Below are 22,075 nucleotides of genomic sequence, written 5' to 3'. Positions count from 1 at the left end.
CGACTCACGGCCCGGAATTCAGCGATGCTCCAATCCAGACCTTGAACGTAAGACTCCCCTTTCTCGGGAAATCGCCCCATTTTTCCTTCCCCAAGGCCAGGATACGGTGCTTTCCGTTTGAAGACTTTGTTGTTTTATCTGTTTCGGTTCGGCCTGCTTCCCGGCATTGCGCTTGCATGTTTTTATCTCCTTCCGGCGCATCGAGTTTACGGCGATTCCACCTGGGTGCATGCTGTCCAAATTGTTGCCGCTACCGAAACCTCTCCACCGCAAATTCACCTGAACTGGATTCCTGACCAATATGGCGCCATCAGCTATACCGTTTTTCGAAAGGGCCTGGATGAAACGAATTGGGGTTGGGGCACGGTGCTGAGCGGATCCACCACGAACTTCACGGATGCAGAAGTGGAGATCGGCAAATCCTACGAATACCAGGTCGTTAAGCGCGCCGTGCCTGGTTACGTTTCTTACGGCTATATCCATTCAGGAATTGAGGTTCCCGAGGTGCACTCCCGAGGCGCGGTCGCAGTCATCATCGCTGATTATCTACTGCCCTCGTTGTCCGCAGAATTGGATCGCCTCGATGAGGATTTGACGGGTGATGGATGGTTTGTGCTGCGGCACGTCGTGACGACGAACCAATCTCCAGCACACGTGCGCAGCCTTATCGTCGCCGATTATCAGCAGCACACGAATCTTCAGGCGGTTCTGTTGATCGGACGGGTTCCGATCCTGCACTCCGGAAATTTGAATTACGACGAACACCTCGTGCGACCAATGCCCGCAGACGCTTACTACGGCGACGTGGATGGCGATTGGAGCGGAAATCCCGACTACCTGCCTTCGAACGTGGAACTCATGGTTGGACGGGTTGATCTGCGGGACATGCCTGGGATGGGATCGCCCACACCATTTCCAAACGAAATTGAACTCACGCGAAATTATCTGAACAAGGATCACGCCTGGCGCCATGGACTGATCAACGTTCCACGGCGCGCGCTGATGGGCGACCGGCGTGGCGTAAGCGACGGCTTTGCACCGGCTTCAAGTGGATTCAGGGCGTTTGATCCGCTTCTTGGGCATGGAGCCACAACGCTCGCGGACACTTCGGACTCGGCTCCTGCAAATCAGCGATGGATTTCGCGGCTTGCAGCGGAGAGTTATCTCTGGGCCTACGGTTGCGCTGGCGGCCAATACACGGGGATCAGCCATTTGGGAACGCGCGGCCAATATTTCGAGGCATGGACCATCGATGTCGTGAACCGGGATGCGAAGGCCATGTTCGTGATGCTTTTTGGAAGCTGGTTTGGGAATTGGGATTGCAGAGACAATTTCCAGCGCGCGTTTTTGGCAACCCCCACCATGGGACTCGCCTGCATGATGTCAGGCGAACCACACTGGTTTTTGCATCACATGGGGATGGGCGAACCGATCGGTTACAGCACGCGCCTGACGATGAACAATTCCACGCTGTATCAAAGCGACACCAACACCATGCAGCGCGCGATTTACATTGCGCTCATGGGCGACCCGACCTTGCGCATGCATCCATTTGCAGGCGTCACAAACCTCTCAGCCGCGCAACAGGGCGCAGTCAGGTTGACCTGGTCATCCACGATCTCGGCGGTTCTCGGCTATCACGTTTATCGAGCCGAGACAAAGGAAGGCCCCTTCATGCGACTCACGCCTGAGCCAGTTCCGAACACGGAGTTCGTCGATCCCTCTGCGCCCGCGGGAGAATCGTGGTACATGGTGCGCGCGGTGCGGGAGAAACTCTCTCCCAGCGGCACGTTCCTGAACCTCAGCCAGGGCGCCTTCGCATCCGTCAACGTGCAATTCCCGGCATCTCCCATTCACGTTCGCGCCGAATCTACAGAAGCTGGACTGTTGCTCACGTGGAACACACAGCCCGGCATCAGCTATCGCGTTTTCGCCAGCGATCTCCCATGGACCACGAATTGGACCGACCTCAGCGGCGCGGTGATTGCCTCCGCCGATACGATGAGCTGGCACGATGTTGAAACGAATCTTCCGCAAAGATTCTATCGGATTGGAAGTCCATGATCCCATTTCCGGCTTTAACGAAAAAAGCGCATTGCGGGTTTCTCCAGGCGAGTCGGGAGTGTCACGCTGGCCTTCCAAGTCGGCAAGCCGCGGGACTTCGCAGCGCAGGTGAAATGCTTCACACGCCCGATTTGGAACGGACGCAGTAACGTGCTGATCTTGTGAAATGATTGCGCTGCGGATTCGCGCGCGCTCGCGCGGCGTAAACGCCGCCCTCCTTCGGCAGTGTGGCTTTCGTCAGTGTTAGGACGCACCCGCTCGACGAGCACTCATCACTTTGAACTTTGATCCTCGCAGACTCAGCCCATATTCTTCGGCATGACGCTCAATGAGCAGATGACCGCGCTTGCCCGCGACGCGAAGCATGCCTCGCGGGAACTGGCGCGCTTGCGCAGCGAGGAAAAGAATCGCTGCCTGATGGCAATGGCCGATGCGCTTGAAGGTGCCGCCGCCGAATTGCAGGCTGCAAACGCCCTCGACATGGAAGCCGGCGCCAATCTTGGGCTCTCGTCCGCCATGCTGGACCGCCTGCGGTTGGACGACAAACGGATTTCAGGAATGGCGCGCGGCCTGCGCGAAGTCGCTGCCCTGCCCGATCCCGTCGGGCGACTGCTGGACGAACGCGTGCGTCCAAATGGTTTGAAGCTGCAGAAGGTCAGCACGCCAATTGGAGTCGTTGTCATCATTTATGAATCGCGTCCCAATGTCACTGCCGACGCTGCCAGCCTCTGCTTCAAAAGCGGAAACGCAACGATCCTTCGCGGCGGCAAGGAAGCGCTGAATTCAAATCGCGTCATCGCTCAAATCATGATAGAAGCAGGGCGCAGGGCGCTGCCCGAATTTCCCGAGCATGCGATTCAAGTCGTCGCAACGACGGACCGCGAAGCCATTCCCGTCCTGCTGTCGCTCACCCAGTATGTGGATCTCTGCATGCCGCGCGGCGGCGAGAACCTGATTCGCGCCGTGGCAGAGTGTTCGAAGGTGCCCGTCATCAAGCATTACAAAGGGGTCTGCCATGTCTATGTCGATTCCAAAGCCAATCTCGACATGGCCGAACAGATTGTCATGAATGCAAAGGTCCAGCGGCCGGGCGTCTGCAACGCCGCCGAAACTCTGCTGGTCAACTCGGAGATTGCGGATCGATTCCTTCCGCGCATCGCATCACGGCTTTGGGAAAACAACGTGGAACTCCGCGCCGACGAAGCCTCGATCCGCCTGCTCAGCGGTGGGGCGCCGGAATCGAAACTGAAAGCCGCGACGGAACAGGATTTCTTCACCGAGTTCAACGATTACATCCTGAACGTGAGGGTGGTCGATGGCGTGCGCACTGCGATTGATCACATCAATCACTACGGCTCGGCGCATTCGGACAGCATCATCACGGCGGATGAAACGCGCGCGCGCGAATTTCTGAACGATGTGGATTCCGCGGCCGTGTATTGGAACGCGTCGACGCGGTTTACGGATGGCGGGGAATTTGGAATGGGCGCGGAAATTGGGATCAGCACCGACAAGATTGGCGCGCGCGGGCCGATGGGTTTGGACGAACTCACGAGCTATAAATGGATTGGCCTGGGCAACGGGCAGGTGCGCACGTGACATTCCCATCGCGCGGCGTGTGCTGAAAAAGGCGTTCCGCTGCGAATTCGGTGCCGCCGCGAGCGATGCGGCTTGCGCATGATTCAGCTCCCCGCGTTGGACAAATCAAAACTCCGAGGCACACTCCTGCTGTGAACCCTGACTCAGTGACGCAACCAGAACTCTCTGACACCGAACGCGCGGGCTTTGTGCGAGGCCAGATTCCCACCGCGGGATTGTTTGCCGGAATGGACTGGCGCACCTCCCCTGCCCCTTTTTCACTGGGCCCCAAGGTCGCGCGGGAAATCGAGTCGCTCGGCCGCGTCCTCCTGCAGTTCTACCGCGCCGTCAATCTTCTCTACCGCAAGAGTGTCGAAGGCAAACAACCTGAATGGGTTGCACGCTGGCTCGACCAGGGGAAACCAGCTCGCTTGCTCGAACTGCAACGCTCCGCCGCATTCAAGAACGACGTGCCGCGCGTTATCCGGCCTGACCTCCTGATCACGGAGAATGGCATCACTGTTACGGAACTGGATTCGGTCCCAGGCGGGATTGGACTCACGGCGTGGTTGAATCAAACGTATTCGAAACTGCAAAATGCAAATCCGATTCTCGGCGCGCCCGACGCCATGCTGCGCGGTTTTGAATCCATCTTCGGCGATGCGCCCCGCGTTCATCTGGTCGTTTCCGAGGAAGCCGCAACGTATCGGCCTGAAATGGAATGGCTGGCACAGCAACTGGGCTCGCGTTTTTCGGTGAGGGACGGCTCCTTCACAGACTTTCAAGAAGGCGATGCGGTGTACAGGTTCTTCGAATTATTTGATTTGCAAAACGTGCCGAACGCGAAGGCGATTTTTGAACTCGCGCTCTCGAAGCGCATCCGCCTGACGCCGCCGCCGAAACCGGTTTTCGAAGAGAAGATGCTGTTCGCCCTGCTTTGGAACAGGAACCTGCAAGGCTTCTGGCGCCAGGAATTGGGCGAGAAATTTTTTGAGCGCATGCTGCGGCTGACGCCATACTCCTGGATTCTCGATCCGTCCCCGTTGCCGCCACAAGCGGCAATTCCCGAGCTGAACCTTACTGACTGGCAGCAGTTGAAAACATTGTCGCAAAAGGAACGCGAACTCGTGCTGAAGGTATCGGGCTTCTCACCCGACGCATGGGGCGCGCGCGGTGTCTGGCTGGGGAGCGATCTTTCGCAAGGCGACTGGAGCAGCGCCGTCGACAAGGCGCTGACCGATTTCGCACGATGCCCATACGTCCTGCAGAAGTTTCATCGACCGTCCCTCGTGGAAGCGCAATGGTTCGACTTTGAGGCAGGACAAACCCTTCCCTTCAAAGGCCGCGCGCGGATCTGCCCCTATTACTTCGTGGCAGGCGAAGGCGATGCTGCGCGGGCCCAGTTGGGGGGAGCACTCGCAACAGTGTGCCCGGCCGACAAGAAGATCATCCACGGAATGACTGACGCCGTTCTCGCGCCCTGCTCTGCCTGACGCGGGCGAATAGTTGACGGGTTTACTTCGAGGACAGCAGCGTCGCGATCACTTCGGCGCTCGTGTAGGACTCGGCGCCGGGCCTGGCGAATTCGGCTATGGTTTCGAAATCATTTCCTGCGGTGACGAGTGCGGGCTCGAGAGTTCCTTCGCGCACCTGCCCCAGGTCCACAGTCCCGAGCAGTCCATTGCAGACGCACTTGCGTCCTTCAGTTTCACTGAGCGCGCCACCTTTGCGCGTGAAATCGCCCTCAGGTTCCGCTGGGCAGCGGTATCCGATTGAACCATCTTCCTTTCGGTAAATATGACGCAAGTAACCCAAGTCACAGACTCGCGACCGTTCCCCGAAAGTGGAAGCGTCCGATAACGTGTTTTCCATCTGCGCAATCTTGAATGGGAATCCGGTGGGTGATGCAAGTGGATCGGTGAATATGCGTGCCTTGCCGCTGCGGCTGAGTTCAATGGCACGTTTCTTCAACTCGGCGGCAATGCCGGATTCTTCGCAAAATGCGAAGGCGGTTCCGACCTGGATTCCCGCAGCTCCCAATTTCCGTGCTTCGTCGAGCTTGCCCGGCCGGCCGTACGATCCCGCAAGCCAGAATGGCAGACCCAGCGCGCGAATCTTTTCGAGATCAGGCACATCCCGCACGCCGTAAACAGGTTCACCTTCCGCGGTCAGCTGCATCGGACCGCGCGGCGGCGCGTTATGTCCGCCTGCCGTTTCACCTTCAACAACAAAACCGTCGACCCGCCCGTTGGACTTTCGCGCCAGGGTCATTGCCAGTGTTGCTGAAGCCACAATCGCGAGAAACTGGGGCCGGATGATCTGCTGGTCGGCGGTTCGATAGCTTGATGGATCAAACGTCGTCGAGAACGTTTCACCGGGTTGGGCACCTTCGACGTCCAGCGACAGCTCGACGGATTCAATGCGGGCCAACCGATCGAGAATGCCCGGGATCGTGCGCGGAATGCCCGCGCCCATGAGCACGTAATCCACACCCGCGAGCATTGCGCCGAAAAGCGTTGGGAGCGTGGGCAACTGAATCTTCTCCAGGAGATTAATTCCCACCACGCCGGAATGCCCTTCCTTCGCGAGAAACACTTCGACGAAAGCGGCGGCGACCGTGAGATCGACAAGGGATTGTCCTGGTGCCGCGGTGGGCATTGCAACGGGTTTGAAAGATGTCGCGGCCGGTTTGCCGCCAGGAACAAAATACTCCGCAAGAATCCGTTCAGCGACATCATGTCGGGGAAACTGCGCAAGGGCACGCCGCATGTGGCCATCTGCGTCTCCGAGCTGGAGCCGGCGGGCGAGAACAACGGCGAGCGCGGTTCCTGAAACAACACCGAGCTGGCCGAGTTTGGAAACACTGTGCGCGAGGCGCCAGTCGGATACGGCTGCTCCCATGCCGCCTTGGATGATTAAGGGTAATGACATGATTTACGATCGAGCGTTCGATACGAACGCATTTGCGGCGGGGATCTGGAAAGCATGCTATCCCTGGGATGCCATCCGTCGGAAACCGACGCGCGGATAGACTAACCGGAATTGAGCAGGAGGCAAGGCGCATTGAAGATGGCATGAGAACGATCCGCCGCAGAACCGGACAACCACGAAATAGACTAATCACACGAAACTGGCAGGCGGAATTCGCGAAAACCATTTCCCTTTCAATCCGTGTCCCTCTCCCCCTCTTCCGAGCGCAGCCGGAGGAGGGGGCCGGGGGGAGGAGGAACGTTTCATCTGCCACTCCCCAATCCGTGTTCATCCATCTCTATCTGGGGTTAAACTTGCTCTTCAATTCGTGAGACTTCGTGTAATTCGCGTCAACGCCGCTCTTCTTTTCCCTGTCTATCGTGACATTAAAACGATCTACCAAACGGCCTCCTCCGCATCTCTGCGTCCTCCTGTTCAAATCCCCGTTTGCCGACGAACCAGTAAAAGAACCGTAAAACGACGAAACACATCAATCACACGAAACCGGCAGGCAATTCGCGAAAATTAGCGTAATTCGCGTAAACCCGTTTTTCTTTTTCGGGGTTCGTGGTCATTGCGCGTTCCGCGCGATGACATACGATCCCCCGCACACAGCCAGAGCCCGTTTCCAACTGCCGTGGGTGATCTTCGTTAACCATCGGAAGCACGCGAACGGCGGTCGATGGATGTTGCTCATCGTCGCGTTGGTGATTTGGTCAGAGTCTTGAATTCTTGGTTTTTTGGAACGGTTCAGGAGGATTTGGCCACTGCGATCTCGACTCTCCTGAACTGGGAGGCTTCCTTGCTTTTCCGGGCACTTCATTTTACGGTCATTTCGATCGCTATGACCGGTGTCACGAAAATGTCCAAGCAGATTACTGCCCACGAGCCCGGTGAATTATCGCGCTTCCGCTTTGTGACCGCCGTGGGTGAGTTTCATCGTTATGCGTAGTCGGACGGCAACAATGCGAACAGTGGCAACTGGCATTGGGATGGTGCTTTGGATTCCGTTTCTATTCGTGCGGTCGGTGTTAGAGTCTGCGGGTCTTCTTAGCACCAAGGACCTCCCGCCGTTTGTCGGCCACGAAGTTGGATCGATATCGGACTACGTTCTCAACGTTTGGCATTGGGACGTTGCTACGTTCTTGCTTGGAGTGACCTCGATTGCTTGCGTCCTCTGGACCGCGCTCGCATCCACCAGCGAAACTGAACGAGAGGGGATAAAACAACATACGCACCGAACCTCCGCACACGCGATCAGTAAGCGTGACCCATGCGGTTAACCCGCTACTACGAACCCGCGATAGCCTCACGATTTCATTCCGTGCATTTTTACTCGCGCTGACTGATCCGCAGCGTTCGGCAGCGACCATCCATCGATGAAGAAAGGCATATGGATTCAAAAGTTTCAGTTTATCGTGGTGATTCGCCGAACAAATCGGATGGAATTTCGCGAGTCGCAGGTATACGGTCCTGGATCCGCAGCCGGCGCGTTTTCCGCGATGGGCTGTGATCCGTTGATACAGTTCTATGGCGAAATACCTGATCTCATTTCCAAGCGCAGCCATGGTCGTACCCGATCAAGAATGGGAGGCAGTTGTCCGCGACTCACACGCCGTAATCGACGAAGCCAAAGCCGCCGGCGTGTATGTCTTCGGCGGCGGGATCGACGAAGCGGTCCCGCCGGTGCTCGTTGCGGGCGATGGCACGTTCTCCGAGGGCGGATACTCCTGGGCGCCTCCGCTCAATGGCGGCTTCACCGTCCTCGAGCTACCGTCTTGCGACGAGGCGATATCGTGGGCCGCGCGCCTCGCCAAGGCCTGCCGCTGCCAACAAGAACTGCGCGTGTTCGGGTTTGATCCGGCTTCATAACGCCGTGTCGAAACGAAAATTTTTGGAGCGCTGATTCTCCTTGGAGGTGTCGAACATGGCGGTTTCAAAGCTGCCGGTCCGTGAACGGTGGAGTGGCGCCCGGCGGTCCGTGATTCCGAACATTACGAATCGTGCTTTTGATTCACCCTTCCGCGAATCTCATTACGATTCAAACGCCGGGCGATATCCGTTGGCAAACAAAGTCGCGTATGGTTATGTCGAGGCCATGAACAATCCCTCGCAGGAGGACAACGCCTGGAAGAAGACATTCAAGGAGAATGACTGGCTTCTCGAGGTCATTGTCAGCGGCCTGGCATTGCTGGTAACGAGCATTCTCCCGCTCATCACTGAATTGAACGAGCGAACAAAGAACGTGGTGGATACCGTCCGTTGGTCAGCAATGGCAATCGCTCTGTGGTCAGTCATCCGGCTGTTCAAAACCTTTCACGCGCTGCAGATCCAAAACAAGGAGTCCGAACACGCGGTTCGGAGCGACATCGCGGCCACTCACGAAAAATTGGATCGCGCGCTGGAACATCTCGAGCGGGAACGACTCATCGAACTGCCGTCGGCTGAACTGTATTTGAGCACGTTGCGAGGTGTCATGAGAAACGCGAAGCGCCGCGTCCTGCTGATGTATTTTGTCGAGTCGCCGCCGAGCGACGATTCCACTGAGGAATATTGGCGGGCGTTTGTGGATCTGTTGATCGAGAAATCCAGCAAGGACCTCGAGTTCAAACGCATCGCCACCATTGCCTCACCCGCGAAACTTCAGGCGCTGCTGGCGAATCACGTCCTGCTCTTCGACGTCTGCAAGGAACGCGGAATTGATTGCCGTAAGATCAAGTATCGCCTCGTCTATTATCCCTTTCCCGAAATCAAACCGCCGCAGGCTGACATTGTGGACGATTCCCTGTTTTTGTTTTCACCTTACAGCGGCGGGGCGAGCCTGGATCGCGTATGGACCCGAAACCAGACGTTGGTTGAAAACTTTGCACGCTACTACGATGGCCTCTGGGGGTTTATGCAAGCGCGAGGCCACCTCATATTTGACTGTTGCAACCGCGACCGGCCCAGATACGAGGAACGGGAGGTCATCGCCTTCATGGAAATCGCGCGCACCCTGAAAATGGATGAACGGAAAACGTTCAATCGGTTCATCGAAAAATACAGTCCGATTGCATTTGCACGCGTGCAGGAATTACTGAACGCCAGGACGAATTAATTTAGTCATGTCCTTGCAAGCCTTGCTCGTCCGAAACGACACCCGCGGCATTGCGCGAAGATGCGCGGGCGTATTGCCCAGCGATAATGTTGAAGCGGTGGCAAAGGCCCTGCACAAACTCCGCGGCCAGACCGTCGCGATCGCGACCGGATTCTTTGTCAACAATCGATTGGAAACGGATGGGCCTCCCGGAGCCATCGCGCTTGGACACTGCCTGTCTCGGCTTGGCTGCCAGGTCGTCATGGTTTCGCGCAAGGACGCCCTCGAGATTATGCAACCTCACTGCAGGTTTGAAGCAGCCTACGCCGAAATCCGGGTTCGTTCGCAGCGTGCGGCAAAGAACGACGCCGCCGCCTTGCTGAGAAAATTCAACCCTGCATCCCTTGTTGCCGTTGAAGTTTGCGGCTCGAATCGTCACGGGCGTTATTGCGATATGAAAGGTAATGATATCTCGGCTGTGACTCCGCCGATGGATATCCTGTTCGAACTGGCACGAGGTCAAAATCGTTTCACAATTGGGATCGGCGATGGCGGAAACGAGATCGGATTCGGAAATATTTCTCCGTCGTTGATCCGCGAGGCGGGCGTCGAACCGTGTCGCACGAAAACGTCCGCACTGATCGTAGCTTCTATTTCGAATTGGGGCGCCTACGGCTTGATCTACTCGCTTTCGCGGATTGCTGGAGAAGCGTTTTTGCCGTCGCTGGCGGGCGAACGGAGATTGATACGGGGCCTGTTGCGGCAGGACGCCGTGGATGGTTTTTCGGGCAGGCCAATTGCGCGGGTAGATGGACGGAGCCTCGGACGCCACGAAGAATTGTTGCAGACATTGTTGCGGCGATTGCGCCGGGCCGTTCGCGTACGGAGAACGGATTGATTCTTCACTTCTGGTTCTTCATCTATCTCCATGCATGCGGGGTGTTTTTCGTCACTGGATACTTTGATGATCGAAGAGAACGAGAAACGCGGTGGAAGGTGGCAAACTCGACGTCATCCCCATCCACCAATAGAGCCGCTGCTTTGTGTCACCTCGGGAACCATTGCGCCGAATCCGCCCGCGCTGTCCGCCTCAAGCCAGCGAGCACGAGCGCCCGTTGCCACAACGTGCGAAATCCACTCGGCCGGCCTACCCGGATAGGGATGATACGGTCGGATGAATGCCGATTCACGGCGTGGATGGAAACTCCTGCTTCCTGCCACCGCAAGAAAACGTGCGCAAGATCAGTCTGCGGTGCGGAGCCCGATTCGGTCACGAGGACGGCCGAATTGATGCCGCGAAACCGAAGCAGCTTTCCCGACGGAAAATCCTGCGGAAAGACAGCCCATCGATTGTCAAAAGTTCCCGGCCGCGCGCTGCGATGTTTTCCAGTTCTTCGTTCGTCGAGGAGGAACGCGGGCGGAGCGTCGGCAGTAATCGCCATTGCCGCCAGTTCTTCAGCGCCGTGCCGCAGTGCCGCGGCGATCCCGCCGACGGGGATCAATGCTGACAGGTTGTTCGTTCCGTTGTACAGCGGCACGGGCCGATAACCCTGGTTCGCCATCGCCAGGCCGAACCAGACTGCGAGCGCGTCCGGAAGATCGAGAACGATCGCCGAATCGCGCCCAACTTGTGACACCCAGGGAGTGGAAAACTGCCGCCAGTTCGGCGGCTCTGGTGCGCCTGGAGATGACGATTGATCAGCGAACAGGACGGGCTTCGCCCAAGGCGACCAAAGGGAATCGTCAGGCGCCCAGATTTGATAGAGTTCGTTTGAATTCATGGAAAGCATGCCTGTGAGGAATGGTGTCGATGCCCCCTGCTGTCGGCGTTGCCCTAAAATCCCGCGTTCCAGATATGCCGTCGATCAATACCGCGCCGTCTTGCGCGAGGTGATTGATCAACGGTGTGCGAGCCAGGCGTCCGTACGCGCCCGACGCTTTGCCGTTCACTGTGTAAACGCCAATGCAGGGAAACAAATCGCCGGCGCTGCAACGCATCGGCACCGCGTCAAAGCGTTCCTGCGCAATCCAATGGCCGGGATGCCATCGCACATTGCTGGCAATGGCGCGTGATTCTTTCAGCGACGTGATTCCATGCATGCCGATGAAGTCACCGACCCGGCCGAGCGCGCATTTCCACACGATACGTTCCGGCGCAAGCTGCGTCCGGGCGGCGCGCGGAGTGAAAGTGCGCGGCAGAAGTGCCCGCCAATTGGGCAAGTCCGCCTCCAACCGGCCCCATACCAACGGGAACCGCTTGCTCTGGGTGAGGATGCTTGTTCCTGGGTTGCACAGCCCGGCGAGTGAATCCCCAAGCAGATGGGGCCAGGCGCACGACCGCGGCAATTGGGGCAGCCACTCGGCCGGAAAAAATCGAAATACAAAATCAACGGGACCGGAGAACCATTCTGTTTCGATGAAGGGTTGCCCTTCATTCCAGCGCAAGTGATCCGGCGCAACGAGCACTGGACTCAATCCCATTTGCCGCAACTCGCGACAGAAGAACTCCATCACCTGACGGTCGTCGGTGAACGCCGTCGCGTGAACGAGCGCAATGGTCCCACTGCCCGCACGCCCCGTTCCAGCAACGGAATTTGCCACCGCTTTGGCAAGGTCTCGCGTGGGATCACCGGGAAGCACAACATCGCCCAGGTGCGCAGCGACAAGTCGCGCGAATCCTGACGCTTCGTTGAAGCCGCCTGGAACGTCGCTGTTGGCTTCCGAAATCCGCCACCCATCTGCGGTGAAGTGAAAGTCGAAGCGAATCAGTCGAACGTCGCGTGCGTTGGAATCTGCGTCACGCCGCCTGCACAGTTTCATAAGCTCCCGCCGCAGCGCCCGTGGCAATCCGAGATCGTCAATCAACTTCGGTTGTCGAACAATCGCATTTTCAGCGGTTATCGTTTCATTCGCCAACTGCTCAGCCATGGCCGCGAGTTCAGTCCACGCGGTTGAGCGCAACACGATCGGTTGCGAAGACAGGGCGCAAACATCCTCAATCTGCGGATCCCACTTGCAGCACTCAAATATCGCGCGCCGCCGCAACGCTGCGAAGTCAACGGCAGGAACTGCATCAACCGTGAGCCAGGGGAGTTGCATCACCAGGGTCCTTGCAGTTGGGCCGCCACAAGGCCGATGACGATGAATGCGAACGCCGGAATCGCGCCGCACCAAAATGCATTTCGCAGCGGACGACTCGCATTCGGGCGCAACATCCAATCGATTGCAACGACCAGCGCCCACAAAATCAAGATGGGCCACCCTTTCACAATGAAATCCTTGACGGTGTCGATCGTTGAAATCCAATTCCCCGCTGCCGCCCTGCCCACAATGACACCGCCTCCAACGAAAAAGCCAGCCGCGCGCCAGCCTGATGCCGTGTCACGATCGATGGTGATTGCATCCGCGATTCCTGTTATGGCGTGCCATCCCATCCAAAGCGCGGCCAGCGTCGCCGTTGCAAGTCCGCCTGAGAACAAAACCACCCACCAACCCGGTCCGTCGCCGACGTTGCCACCTCCGAAGGCTAGCGTGATCCCGATCAAAGCGCCGCCAATCGCGATCGCCGCGCTGAGATTGCTTCTTTCCATGACATCATCGCGGAAGCTCAGGCCGAAGCGCGGAAGAGCGAGGATTGTGATGCCAGTCCACGCCAGCCAGATCAGCATGTAAAACACTGTGTACGTGGTGCTGTCACGAACGTCGTGGGCAGCCAGGCCTCGAAGAATGACGAGCATGAGGCTGAACGCGGCTATTGGAACGGCAATCGATATGAATCCAATTGCCGTCGAGGCCCGCGGCGGTTTGATGCGCAGCAGCGGCCCGCACCAGCGCCACCATCCCGCAACGCCTATGATACTGCTGATAAACAGTGCAAAGGCTTCGTCTCCTGACATGGGCACGACATTAAGGAAGCACCTCCGCGATCGGAATTACAAATTTGAAGACAAATGCGAACAGATACGCTCTGCATTGCACGATGTGATCGACACTTGGGAGACCGCGCAACGCGAAGGTGCCTACATCGATCGGGAATTTCCAATTTCGGAAGAAGGTCAATGAGAAAGATCCTGCAGCGGATGCGTGACGCCAAGCAGGGACGAGGGCGCAGGGAAATTCGCACACGTCAGGGCAAAATGTCTGACGTTTCTGATTCGCGATCAGCCGGGGATTCATGCTCCGGGTCTCAATGCTGTGGAAAACATAAGCATAGAACATGGCCTGCCATCCGTAGCTCGGAACCGCCTTGTGTTGTATTGACTCGAACCCGCCCTCCTCCGCCAAGGCTTCGGAGGGCACCATCCTTCGCTCAGAACCGGAGGCGGTTCACAACCCGAAGCGATGTTTTGCGAATGCGTAGCCTGACCCGGATTTAAGATATCTTTCGAAACTCTGGGCCAGTTCAAGCCTTTCGAACGCCGCATAAAACTTCAACTTCCATGGCCGAAACCTGGCTGTGTGCGGACACCTGCCAGCATTGTGGTCCGCCAGTCTTTGTCTCAGATCCCTCGTGTGGCCCCTATAGAATTGATCCGGTGTTTCAATGCTTTGGAGAATATAAGCGTAGAACATGGCCTGCCATCCGTAGCTCGGAACCGCCTTGTGTTGTATTGACTCGAACCCGCCCTCCTCCGCCAAGGCTTCGGAGGGCACCATCCTTCGCTCAGAACCGGAGGCGGTTCCGAGCGAAGGATGGTGGAGCCGAGGGGAGTCGAACCCCTGACCTTCTCATTGCGAACGAGACGCTCTACCAACTGAGCTACGACCCCATCCAACAAACGAACGCGCATACTTTGTCGGGAAATTGACATGCGCGCAACTCCGTTTTGCGCAACATGCAACTGTCTTCCCGAGTAACAGTTACTTTTGGCGCACGGGGACTGGCGGAGCGCGCCATTGGTGGTTGAGCATCTTTCCGCCGCCCCGAGTTCCGAACAACGTGCCCTTTCCGTCTCGCGCGTTGCTCTCCAGGGCGAGAAGCAGAATACACAATCGAAAGATAAAAAGCTGCCCCTCTCTCCGACTCTCTCCCCGTTCGTGTCTCACGGGGCGAGAGAGAAGACGAGGGTTCTTCTAATTTCGTGTTGATCCGTGGTTAACAACTCTCCGGAAAATTCGCGATAATTCGCGTAATTCGCGTAAACCCGTTTTTGCCCCTAAAAGCCGCTCCTCTCTCCAACTCTTTCCCGGTTCGTGCCTCACGGGGAGAGAGAAGATGAATGCAGGATGTGTGATCCGCGAACTATGGCTTTTTGGTTCCAATTTCGTGATTCGTGTGATTCGTGGTCATTGTAGTTTCTTCAAATCCGGATGCATTGGGTTCCATTCGTGGTTCGCGCGCTGTCTGTCGCGCGTTGTAATGCCCGAGGCCGGCACCTCCGGGGGCATCAATGTTTTCTCGCGCTGCACCGCGGCTTGGTTCAACTTGCTGCCCGATGTGAAGTCGAATTCTGTCGTCAGAAACGTGTTCCTCCTCTTTGCCGTGGTGCTGGCGTTCTACGCGGTCGCATACTTCGGAATCGAAATGCAGCGCGATGGCCGCGGACCCTGGCGGGTGAGATTTGCGGCCGATGCGGAGTGTCCGCTCATTATCATCCAGCAACCAAGCCTCGGCATTTCCAACGTGCAGGTGCGCTTTCCCAACGCCAAACTGCCGCCGGATTTTCGCGAGGAAACGGTTTCGTTCAGCCGCCCCAGGCATGTCCCCTTCCCTCTGCCATTCGGACAATGCATCTTCCTCGATCCAACATTCAAACCGGGGACCGTCGTCATCCGCTTCGCGGACCATGAAGTTCAACTTCTGCCACGGGTCCTGACCATTGATCAGCGCGAAACGAAGTGGGAATCGAACGCGACATTTCAACTTCCCGGCGCGGTTCCTGAGCCGTCGACAACCAATTCCGCGGCCCTTGCGCCATTCGTCATGCGGAAGACATCGCAGAAATCCTGGTTTGGATTGCCAGCAGGCCGCCCCACGTGAACATCGATGAAGTCCTCGTTAAACCGACCGATCAGGCGGCGCTGCACAAGGTTCATCGACGGAAGTAGACGCGCGATTCAGACGCCGCGGTTCGCGCGCCAGAGCAGGACGGCGCCGATGGCCTGAAACACAAAGTTTGGAATCCACACCAGCAGGTGAGGCGCAAATTCCGGCCGATGTGTCAACGACTCGGCAACGATCAACAGTCCGTAGTAAACCGCAACGAGCAGCAGCGCAATGGCAATTCCAATGTTGGTCTCGCGCCGATGCACGCGGATGCCGAGCGGAATTCCGATGAGCGCGAAGCCAAAACAGGCGAACGAGAACGCGACGCGGCGATGAATCTGAACCCTGTACGGTTGCGCCATGTCGCTGACCTGCTTTTTCACCGCTGCGCGCTGGGCGCTGACCTGCGGACCTGGTGGTATTGTCTGCTGCAACGGCAACCCGAGGCGGTTCTCCAGATTTTTCAATTCGCCGCGCAATTGCGAAAACGTCAGGTCAGTGATCCCCGGCTTGCTCTCCTTTGCCGATCGAAGGTCGAGGCGGATTTCGATGTCGCTCGAAATGGGAAGTTCATTGGCGACGTAAATGATTTGAGCATCGAAGAGTTGCAGAATCACTGCCCCCTTGGATTGGTCCATTTCCACCTTGCCCCTTGGCGCATTCACCATCATTTCGAGATTGGTTTCGTTGACCACACGAAACAATCGAACGTCTTCAAGGGTTTGGCGGCGATTGCGTCCGACTGAAATCGTGTAGGCGACCGGGCTTTCCGAATTCAGGTCGTCAGTCTTCGCCTTGAATTCGATCGGGCGGCCTTCAGGAAGCTGGATCATCGCGATGTTCGCCATGAGTTTATCCTTCAGCTGCTTGAATGCGACGCGTGAACGCGGGCCGGCATCGAGATTCACCACCGCACTGAGCGCCGATAAAACCAGGCTGAGTACAAGTATGGGTGTCGCGAGCGAGATCAGGCCAATGCCGCTGGCACGGGCAGCGGTGTATTCCTGGTCTGCGCTGAATCTGCCGAACACGAGCAGCGTGGCGGTAAGCAGTCCCATGGGAAGCGCATAGACGCCAACGAATGGAATCAGGAGTCCGAACGCCTGGAGCACCGCGCCGAACGTGGCGGTCTGGCTCATGAGGAGGGGCAGAACATCGCGTAGAACGTTTCCGAGCAGGAGCACGAACGTGAAAACCGCCACGGTGAGGAGCAGCGTGGCAAGAATCTGGCGCAGCAGGTAGCGGTGCAATGTTCTCAAGCGATCAATCCGGCGATATTCCGGCCAAGCTCAGGAAACACGGCTTCAGAGTCAAGGCTCCGGGCGATCAACGGCGCGCGGACTTCAGTCCGCTTCAGTGCTGGCTTCGCGACCATCCTTGCACTTTTTCTGAGCGCAAATCAGTCCACGACTCGAACAGTGTGAAGGCTGCGCCTGAAGCTGGGGGGATTGCGGAGTTGAAAAATTGGTCGATCACCCGAATAGTTCTGCCATGGGTGTATTCTCAAGCGCAAAGGATCGCATGGTCGAAACCATGGCTCTGCAATATGCCAACGCGTCTCTGCTCGCGCCGTACGGCCGCGCAACCAGTCTCAAGCTGGATTCGTCGATGAAGAACCTCGACCTGGAAGTGGAGTTGCGCGGCGAAACTTCGCCGGTGCAGCTGCAGATTCGAGGATACGAAATCAAGGAAAGCGGCGGACGTTATTTCGCAACCGCGCGCGAGGTTCACACCTCGCGGGAATGGCTCACGCGCCTCGCGGCCGATCGCCTAGCCAACCAGCAATTTGAGATTCCCGCGAACGTGGGCTCGATGTTGATGAAATACCTGTGAGCGCGCCGACGCAAAGAGAGGGAGAGGGTGCTCTGGTCCATTCTACAGCGTCGGCGTCGTTTCCAAGTTCAAGCACTCCTCCTCTCCCCGGCCCTCTCCTCCATTCCGAGTGGAAGAGAGGGAGACTTGCGCTGCCTCTCGTGAGAATAAGTTGCACCACTCTCTTCTCCCCTCTCTCTGGACCGGTTTCCAGACGTTCGCCGCGTTACGAACCCGACGTCTGAAGCATTTCACCGGCACCGCGAAATCCTGCTCCTGCCGACCGGGAAGTCGGCGATACAGACGGTTTGGTAACCTGCGCTGCGAATCGACAGCTTGGGCAAAGAGATCGCGAACAGTCTCGAGTTGCGCCGACGCGCGCATCTTACCGCATTTTCGTGCGGTGTCCTGGCGCAAGCCTCACGTATACTCTGTTCAATACGACCCATGATCGCGCCTGCATTCTTTTCCCGATTCGCTGCAATTGCGTTGATGATGTTCTGTGCGATGAACACGGCGCGCGGCGAAGCCATGCTGCAGTTGTTCAATGTGAACTGGAACGACCTCGCCGATAAAATGCCGGAGATTGCCGAGGCGGGTTACACCAGCCTGTGGCTTCCGCCCCCGGCCAAGGCAGGCAGCGTGTTTTCCGTGGGCTACGATCCGTTCGATCCCTTCGACCTCGGCGATAAAAACCAGCGCGGAACCGTGCGCACGCGTTACGGTACAAAACAGGAATTGTTGCATCTGGTGGAGATGGCGCATCGATTCGGCCTTCGCGTGTACTTCGACAACATCATGAATCATCGCGGCTTCGACACGCCCGGTTACACGGCAAGCACACCCACGAACCTTTATCCCGGCATGACCGTGCAGGATTTTCACGTGCGACGGCAGGGCGACGGGACGTACCGCAACTGGGACAGTTCGATTGATTACGGAAACGTGTTTCAAATTCAAAACCGGCCCCTCAGCGGTTTGATCGATATTGCGAACGAACCCGGCGGGTTGAACCTGAACCACGGGGCGACCGAAGGCAGCACCACGCCGAAAGTGGCTTATGTGCGCCAGCCGGCAAATCCCGAGTATTACATGGATCAGGCGCTGCCCGCGATCGCAGGCTCCTGGCGGCCCTTCAATGGCGCGCAGGGCGACCCTGTCGCGGAGGACGTGAATGCTTATCTGATTCGCGCGGCCATGTGGACGCTCCATGAAACAAAGTGTGACGGCTTTCGGTTGGACGCAGTGAAGCACACGCCGTCGACGTTTTTCGGCGATGCTGTGAACGCAAGTCCCAACGGTTACACCGGCGGCATCCAGACGATGTATGACGCGGTTCACGGATTCGGCAACAATGCCGGGGGCAACGGATTTATCGAAGCCGACGACAATCGCAACAGCTGTTACGATGCGGAAGCGATTCGGAACGACGCCTTGTTGTTCGGCGAACATCTTGGCGCTCCGCCAAGTTACCAGGAATATCTCGATCGCGGCATGCGTCTCCTCAGCGTGCCGCTGCACTCGCACTTCAACAATGTGCTTGGAAATCCAGGCGCAAGCCTTGGCGGGCTGGATCAGCGGGATCCCTCAATGCTGCCGTTCAGCCCGCGTTTCAGCGTTCTTTTTGCGCAAAGCCACGATGACGCGTTCGCGAATCGCCGTGAACTGCACAACGCATACAACTTCTTTCATGAGGGAATTCCCGTCATTTATTCCGACGGCTACAATCATTCCAGTCCGCCCGACTTCTTTCCGCGAATTGCGAACGCGCCGTATCTCGGCCAATTCGGCGATCCAAAAATGCCTGATCTGGCCCACCTGCACCATCAACTCGCCCGCGGCGGCACGCGTCCGCGCTGGAGTGATGCGGATGTTGTTGCATTCGAGCGCTACGATTATCGCGAGCCGGGAACAGCGGCGGACCAGACGGTGGTGCTGTTCGCGATGAACGACAACTACGCAGGCGCAGTGAGCTTTGATGACGGCCACGCACAACAGGCTGAAGGGACGTTCTACGAATGTTTCCCCGTCAGCAACAGCCGAGGGGTGGGACTCGCGGTCGGTTTTCCTCCCGGCACCGTCCTTGCGCAGCTTGCGGAATCGCCGAACCGCGGGAATGCGTGCTCGAAACTCCTGGTTCGGCACGCGACGGCGAGCGCGTCCGAGGCGGCAGATTCGGTGAGCGCCCCCGAACCCGTGAACCGCAGGATTTATGTCGGGGGCCAATCCATTCCGCCGGGAGGGGGCGCCATCGAGCTGAAGATCCCCCAGGGAAGTTATGTGGCGTATGGCATTCAGTGGCCCGAACCCAGCCGCGCGACGGGAGGCCCTGCCATTTCCATCCATCAGCAAGGAGCCGCCGCGCCACGCCTAACAATCCACAGGCGCGACGGCGTGAACGGCGACTCCGCATTTGCTCCGCAGTATCCTTTCCGCGTGCGCGGAAGCATCAATGCAATGGGCGAAGTGGAAAGCGGCACGAATGTTTCCAATCGCACTTATGCGATCGATGTACCTGTGGTCACCAACAGCGCCCTGGACCTGATTGTTCGCGCCGACGCTTCGGCCAACAATATCCTTGTCAAAATCGATGGTGGAATGGATTTGAACAGCCATCTTGGAATTGGGCCAACGGATTCGTTTGATCGCCGCGACAATCCCGCGGGTTCAGCCACGGATTTGCTCATGGGCTACGAACAGGCTGAATTCCGATCACGGTTCGGCCCTGAACGATTTGCAGCGGCAGCGACGAGTCGCAACAACATCATTTCGCCAGGGGCTGAGACGTATGCCTACAGCGTGGGCGCTGGAAGTAATGGATTGGTGAACGGAATTGGATACGGTGCGGCGATCAGCGAAGGCACGGCGGCGTGGACGACTCACGATCCAACCAACACCACGAGCATCCTCGGCGTGAGTCCCACCACGCAGAGATTTCCGTTGCAACCCAACGCGGGCCAGCCCGTTGACCTTTATGTTCGCGCGGGCTACGAGTTCCTCGTGAACCGCTGCGTCGTTTACTACACGACCAATGGAACGGTGCCGGAAGGATCTTTCGGAATTGGACGCCCTGGCACTCACGTCGCGATGGCGGAATGGGTGGATGACGATTGGACGGACGGAACCATTGATTGGTGGAAGGCCACAATTCCAGCCCATGCACAGGTGGACGGAACTCAAGTGCGTTACAAGGTGGCGTTGTTTCGGGAGGGCATTGCTCCGATGGCCGGTTCATCGCCCGCGAAAGTTTACGGCCTGACGACATTCGTCATTACCAATTTCTCCCCTGCCAGCGCGCGGGTATGGCTGCACAACAACCGAAACACCAATCACACGGCGGCAGGACTGGCTGAGGGATTTCATATCGTACGCGCGCGGGCGTTCCTCGAACGCGACGGAAAGTCGTCAGTCTTCAACACCTTTGCGCAAACGTTTTACTATGACGCGGTTCCGCCCGACGGCGTGATTGCGTTTCCACCAGCGAATGGCAGCACGTTGAACAGCGCCAGTTACGAGATCGTCATCCGTGCTGACTCAAGCGTGGAAGGCGTGGAAGTGAACATTGCTGATTCGAATCCCGCGAACGATGATGCGGTCACTGGAGGAACCAATGGCAACGGATCAATGAATGGCGCGCCCGTGTTTGTGCCAGCAGCCGAGGTGACACCGCAAAACAGCCTCAACGTGCAACATCCGACGCTGCCGCGGGAATTTCGTTTCAACTACTCGTCGATTCCGAGCGGCGGTGCGGCCACGATAACCGTCCGGTTGAAGGAGGCGACGACAGCGATTCTGCCCGACCGTATTCGCACGCTTTCCCGGACGGTGAATACTGCGGCGCCGTCGAGGGTTTTATTCATTCACACACCGGCCACCAACGGTCCCCTGCCCTTTGCGAGCACCAACGCGGCATTGACGATCCGCGCGTGCAACACGACTGCTGCCGACGGGACCGCGAATGCGAACAATTACAGTTTGCGGATCAACGGGGGATTGATTCCGTCGAGCGCGCTCACCTTGAGCCTCAGTCCCGCATGCGGCACAGGATTCCATTCTATCGCGTATCGATGGACAAACGTTCCAGCGGGACCGAACGAGATTCAGCTCACGTTCAATGGATCGGTTGTCCTGACCGACACCCGGACTATATTCGTGACTTATCCAGGATCTGCCGATGTGGATTCGGACGGCGATGGAATGTCGGACCTGGCAGAACAGGTGGCGGGAACCGATCCCCACGACGCAAGCTCGGTGTTGCGAATCACGGAATTGGCGGATGGAAATCGCGCGGTAGTTTGGGAGAGTGTTCCGGGGCTTACATATCAGGTGCTGGCGACCACGAACCTTGCTGCGCCACCGCAGCCAATCAGCCCATTGATTCAGGCGAGCGAAAATCTGACCGCCTATTACGACCAGATGTCCGTCGTCGAACAAAAGTTCTATCGCATTCAGGTAGTGCCCTAAGCGCAGCGGCGTGCCCCTTGGGCGAGAAATGTTGCAGGCGCGTCGGCCGAATTAGAAATGAACGCATTGCTGGCAACCTAATGGAAAGGACGCGAAGGTCGCGAAGCAGAGAGAAGTCAAACGGA

Annotated in this window: 15 protein-coding genes, 1 tRNA gene and 1 pseudogene; 10 read left to right on the top strand and 7 right to left on the bottom strand. The window is 57.6% G+C overall.

The annotated features are described in order from the left end of the window. Positions 1–117: 117 nt before the first annotated feature. The 3 genes from VEH04_17545 (at position 118) to VEH04_17535 (ending at position 5,135) form a co-directional block, all read left to right on the top strand. On the top strand, positions 118–2,064 hold the full coding sequence (locus VEH04_17545) for a hypothetical protein (protein HYG24583.1): 1,947 nt from the start codon (positions 118–120) through the stop codon (positions 2,062–2,064). A 318-nt stretch (positions 2,065–2,382) separates the two neighbouring features. After that, the gene (locus VEH04_17540) at positions 2,383–3,663 is read left to right on the top strand and encodes a glutamate-5-semialdehyde dehydrogenase (GenBank protein HYG24582.1); all 1,281 of its coding nucleotides are present in this window, start codon (positions 2,383–2,385) and stop codon (positions 3,661–3,663) included. 131 nt (positions 3,664–3,794) lie between these two features. Continuing rightward, positions 3,795–5,135 (top strand): hypothetical protein, encoded by a 1,341-nt coding sequence (locus VEH04_17535; GenBank protein HYG24581.1) that lies wholly within the window; start codon positions 3,795–3,797, stop codon positions 5,133–5,135. Positions 5,136–5,157: 22 nt separating this feature from the next. Here VEH04_17535 and VEH04_17530 read toward each other — a convergent pair whose 3' ends face one another. Beyond that, entirely contained in the window at positions 5,158–6,573 is a 1,416-nt protein-coding gene (locus tag VEH04_17530; GenBank protein ID HYG24580.1) for a nitronate monooxygenase, read from the bottom strand. A gap of 1,569 nt (positions 6,574–8,142) precedes the next feature. Between VEH04_17530 and VEH04_17525 the strand changes: the two genes are divergently transcribed. From VEH04_17525 to VEH04_17515, 3 genes are read left to right on the top strand one after another with little or no spacing between them, the layout of a single operon-like run. Next, entirely contained in the window at positions 8,143–8,484 is a 342-nt protein-coding gene (locus VEH04_17525) for a transcription initiation protein (GenBank protein ID HYG24579.1), read from the top strand. A 55-nt stretch (positions 8,485–8,539) separates the two neighbouring features. After that, a complete protein-coding gene (locus VEH04_17520) occupies positions 8,540–9,709 on the top strand; it encodes a hypothetical protein (protein ID HYG24578.1) in 1,170 nt (389 codons plus the stop codon). Positions 9,710–9,716: 7 nt separating this feature from the next. After that, a complete protein-coding gene (locus tag VEH04_17515; GenBank protein ID HYG24577.1) occupies positions 9,717–10,586 on the top strand; it encodes a glutamate cyclase domain-containing protein in 870 nt (289 codons plus the stop codon). Positions 10,587–10,734: 148 nt separating this feature from the next. On the opposite strand, the gene VEH04_17510 is transcribed toward VEH04_17515, so the two are convergent. The 5 genes from VEH04_17510 to VEH04_17490 all read right to left on the bottom strand — a co-directional run bounded on the left by VEH04_17510 (position 10,735) and on the right by VEH04_17490 (position 14,457). Then, on the bottom strand, positions 10,735–11,469 hold the full coding sequence (locus VEH04_17510) for a hypothetical protein (protein ID HYG24576.1): 735 nt from the start codon (positions 11,467–11,469) through the stop codon (positions 10,735–10,737). After that, positions 11,432–12,787 (bottom strand): glutathionylspermidine synthase family protein, encoded by a 1,356-nt coding sequence (locus tag VEH04_17505; GenBank protein ID HYG24575.1) that lies wholly within the window; start codon positions 12,785–12,787, stop codon positions 11,432–11,434. Before VEH04_17505 ends, VEH04_17510 begins: the two co-directional genes overlap by 38 nt. Then, positions 12,787–13,584 (bottom strand): hypothetical protein, encoded by a 798-nt coding sequence (locus VEH04_17500; protein HYG24574.1) that lies wholly within the window; start codon positions 13,582–13,584, stop codon positions 12,787–12,789. Before VEH04_17500 ends, VEH04_17505 begins: the two co-directional genes overlap by 1 nt. Before the next feature lie 430 nt (positions 13,585–14,014). Then, a complete protein-coding gene (locus VEH04_17495) occupies positions 14,015–14,260 on the bottom strand; it encodes a GIY-YIG nuclease family protein (protein ID HYG24573.1) in 246 nt (81 codons plus the stop codon). A gap of 121 nt (positions 14,261–14,381) precedes the next feature. Next, positions 14,382–14,457, bottom strand: a tRNA-Ala gene (locus VEH04_17490). A gap of 668 nt (positions 14,458–15,125) precedes the next feature. Here VEH04_17490 and VEH04_17485 point away from each other — a divergent pair. Next, on the top strand, positions 15,126–15,668 hold the full coding sequence (locus VEH04_17485) for a hypothetical protein (protein ID HYG24572.1): 543 nt from the start codon (positions 15,126–15,128) through the stop codon (positions 15,666–15,668). Continuing rightward, positions 15,614–15,736: pseudogene (locus VEH04_17480) on the top strand (oxidoreductase). Before VEH04_17485 ends, VEH04_17480 begins: the two are co-directional and overlap by 55 nt. Before the next feature lie 9 nt (positions 15,737–15,745). On the opposite strand, the gene VEH04_17475 reads toward VEH04_17480, so the two are convergent. Continuing rightward, positions 15,746–16,933 (bottom strand): LptF/LptG family permease, encoded by a 1,188-nt coding sequence (locus VEH04_17475; GenBank protein ID HYG24571.1) that lies wholly within the window; start codon positions 16,931–16,933, stop codon positions 15,746–15,748. A gap of 232 nt (positions 16,934–17,165) precedes the next feature. On the opposite strand from VEH04_17475, the gene VEH04_17470 reads away from it, so the two are divergent. Further along, positions 17,166–17,507, top strand: coding sequence for a hypothetical protein (locus VEH04_17470; GenBank protein HYG24570.1), 342 nt, complete (start codon positions 17,166–17,168; stop codon positions 17,505–17,507). A 426-nt stretch (positions 17,508–17,933) separates the two neighbouring features. Continuing rightward, positions 17,934–21,950, top strand: a complete 4,017-nt coding sequence (locus VEH04_17465; protein ID HYG24569.1) for an alpha-amylase family glycosyl hydrolase — start codon at positions 17,934–17,936, stop codon at positions 21,948–21,950. Positions 21,951–22,075: the final 125 nt, after the last annotated feature.

It is taken from the genome of Verrucomicrobiia bacterium (assembly GCA_035629175.1).
GTDB lineage: Bacteria > Verrucomicrobiota > Verrucomicrobiia > Limisphaerales > DASXHY01 > DASXHY01.
This window is presented reverse-complemented; position numbering and strand designations above follow the sequence as displayed.

Excerpts from the sequence above, each read along its gene's own strand:
- VEH04_17540 (HYG24582.1), top strand. The coding sequence starts at position 2,383 with ATGACGCTCAATGAGCAGATGACCGCGCTTGCCCGCGACGCGAAGCAT.
- VEH04_17530 (HYG24580.1), bottom strand. The coding sequence starts at position 6,573 with ATGTCATTACCCTTAATCATCCAAGGCGGCATGGGAGCAGCCGTATCC.
- VEH04_17525 (HYG24579.1), top strand. The coding sequence starts at position 8,143 with ATGGCGAAATACCTGATCTCATTTCCAAGCGCAGCCATGGTCGTACCC.
- VEH04_17520 (HYG24578.1), top strand. The coding sequence starts at position 8,540 with ATGGCGGTTTCAAAGCTGCCGGTCCGTGAACGGTGGAGTGGCGCCCGG.
- VEH04_17515 (HYG24577.1), top strand. The coding sequence starts at position 9,717 with ATGTCCTTGCAAGCCTTGCTCGTCCGAAACGACACCCGCGGCATTGCG.
- VEH04_17510 (HYG24576.1), bottom strand. The coding sequence starts at position 11,469 with ATGAATTCAAACGAACTCTATCAAATCTGGGCGCCTGACGATTCCCTT.
- VEH04_17505 (HYG24575.1), bottom strand. The coding sequence starts at position 12,787 with ATGCAACTCCCCTGGCTCACGGTTGATGCAGTTCCTGCCGTTGACTTC.
- VEH04_17500 (HYG24574.1), bottom strand. The coding sequence starts at position 13,584 with ATGTCAGGAGACGAAGCCTTTGCACTGTTTATCAGCAGTATCATAGGC.
- VEH04_17495 (HYG24573.1), bottom strand. The coding sequence starts at position 14,260 with ATGTTCTACGCTTATATTCTCCAAAGCATTGAAACACCGGATCAATTC.
- VEH04_17470 (HYG24570.1), top strand. The coding sequence starts at position 17,166 with ATGGGTGTATTCTCAAGCGCAAAGGATCGCATGGTCGAAACCATGGCT.
- VEH04_17465 (HYG24569.1), top strand. The coding sequence starts at position 17,934 with ATGATCGCGCCTGCATTCTTTTCCCGATTCGCTGCAATTGCGTTGATG.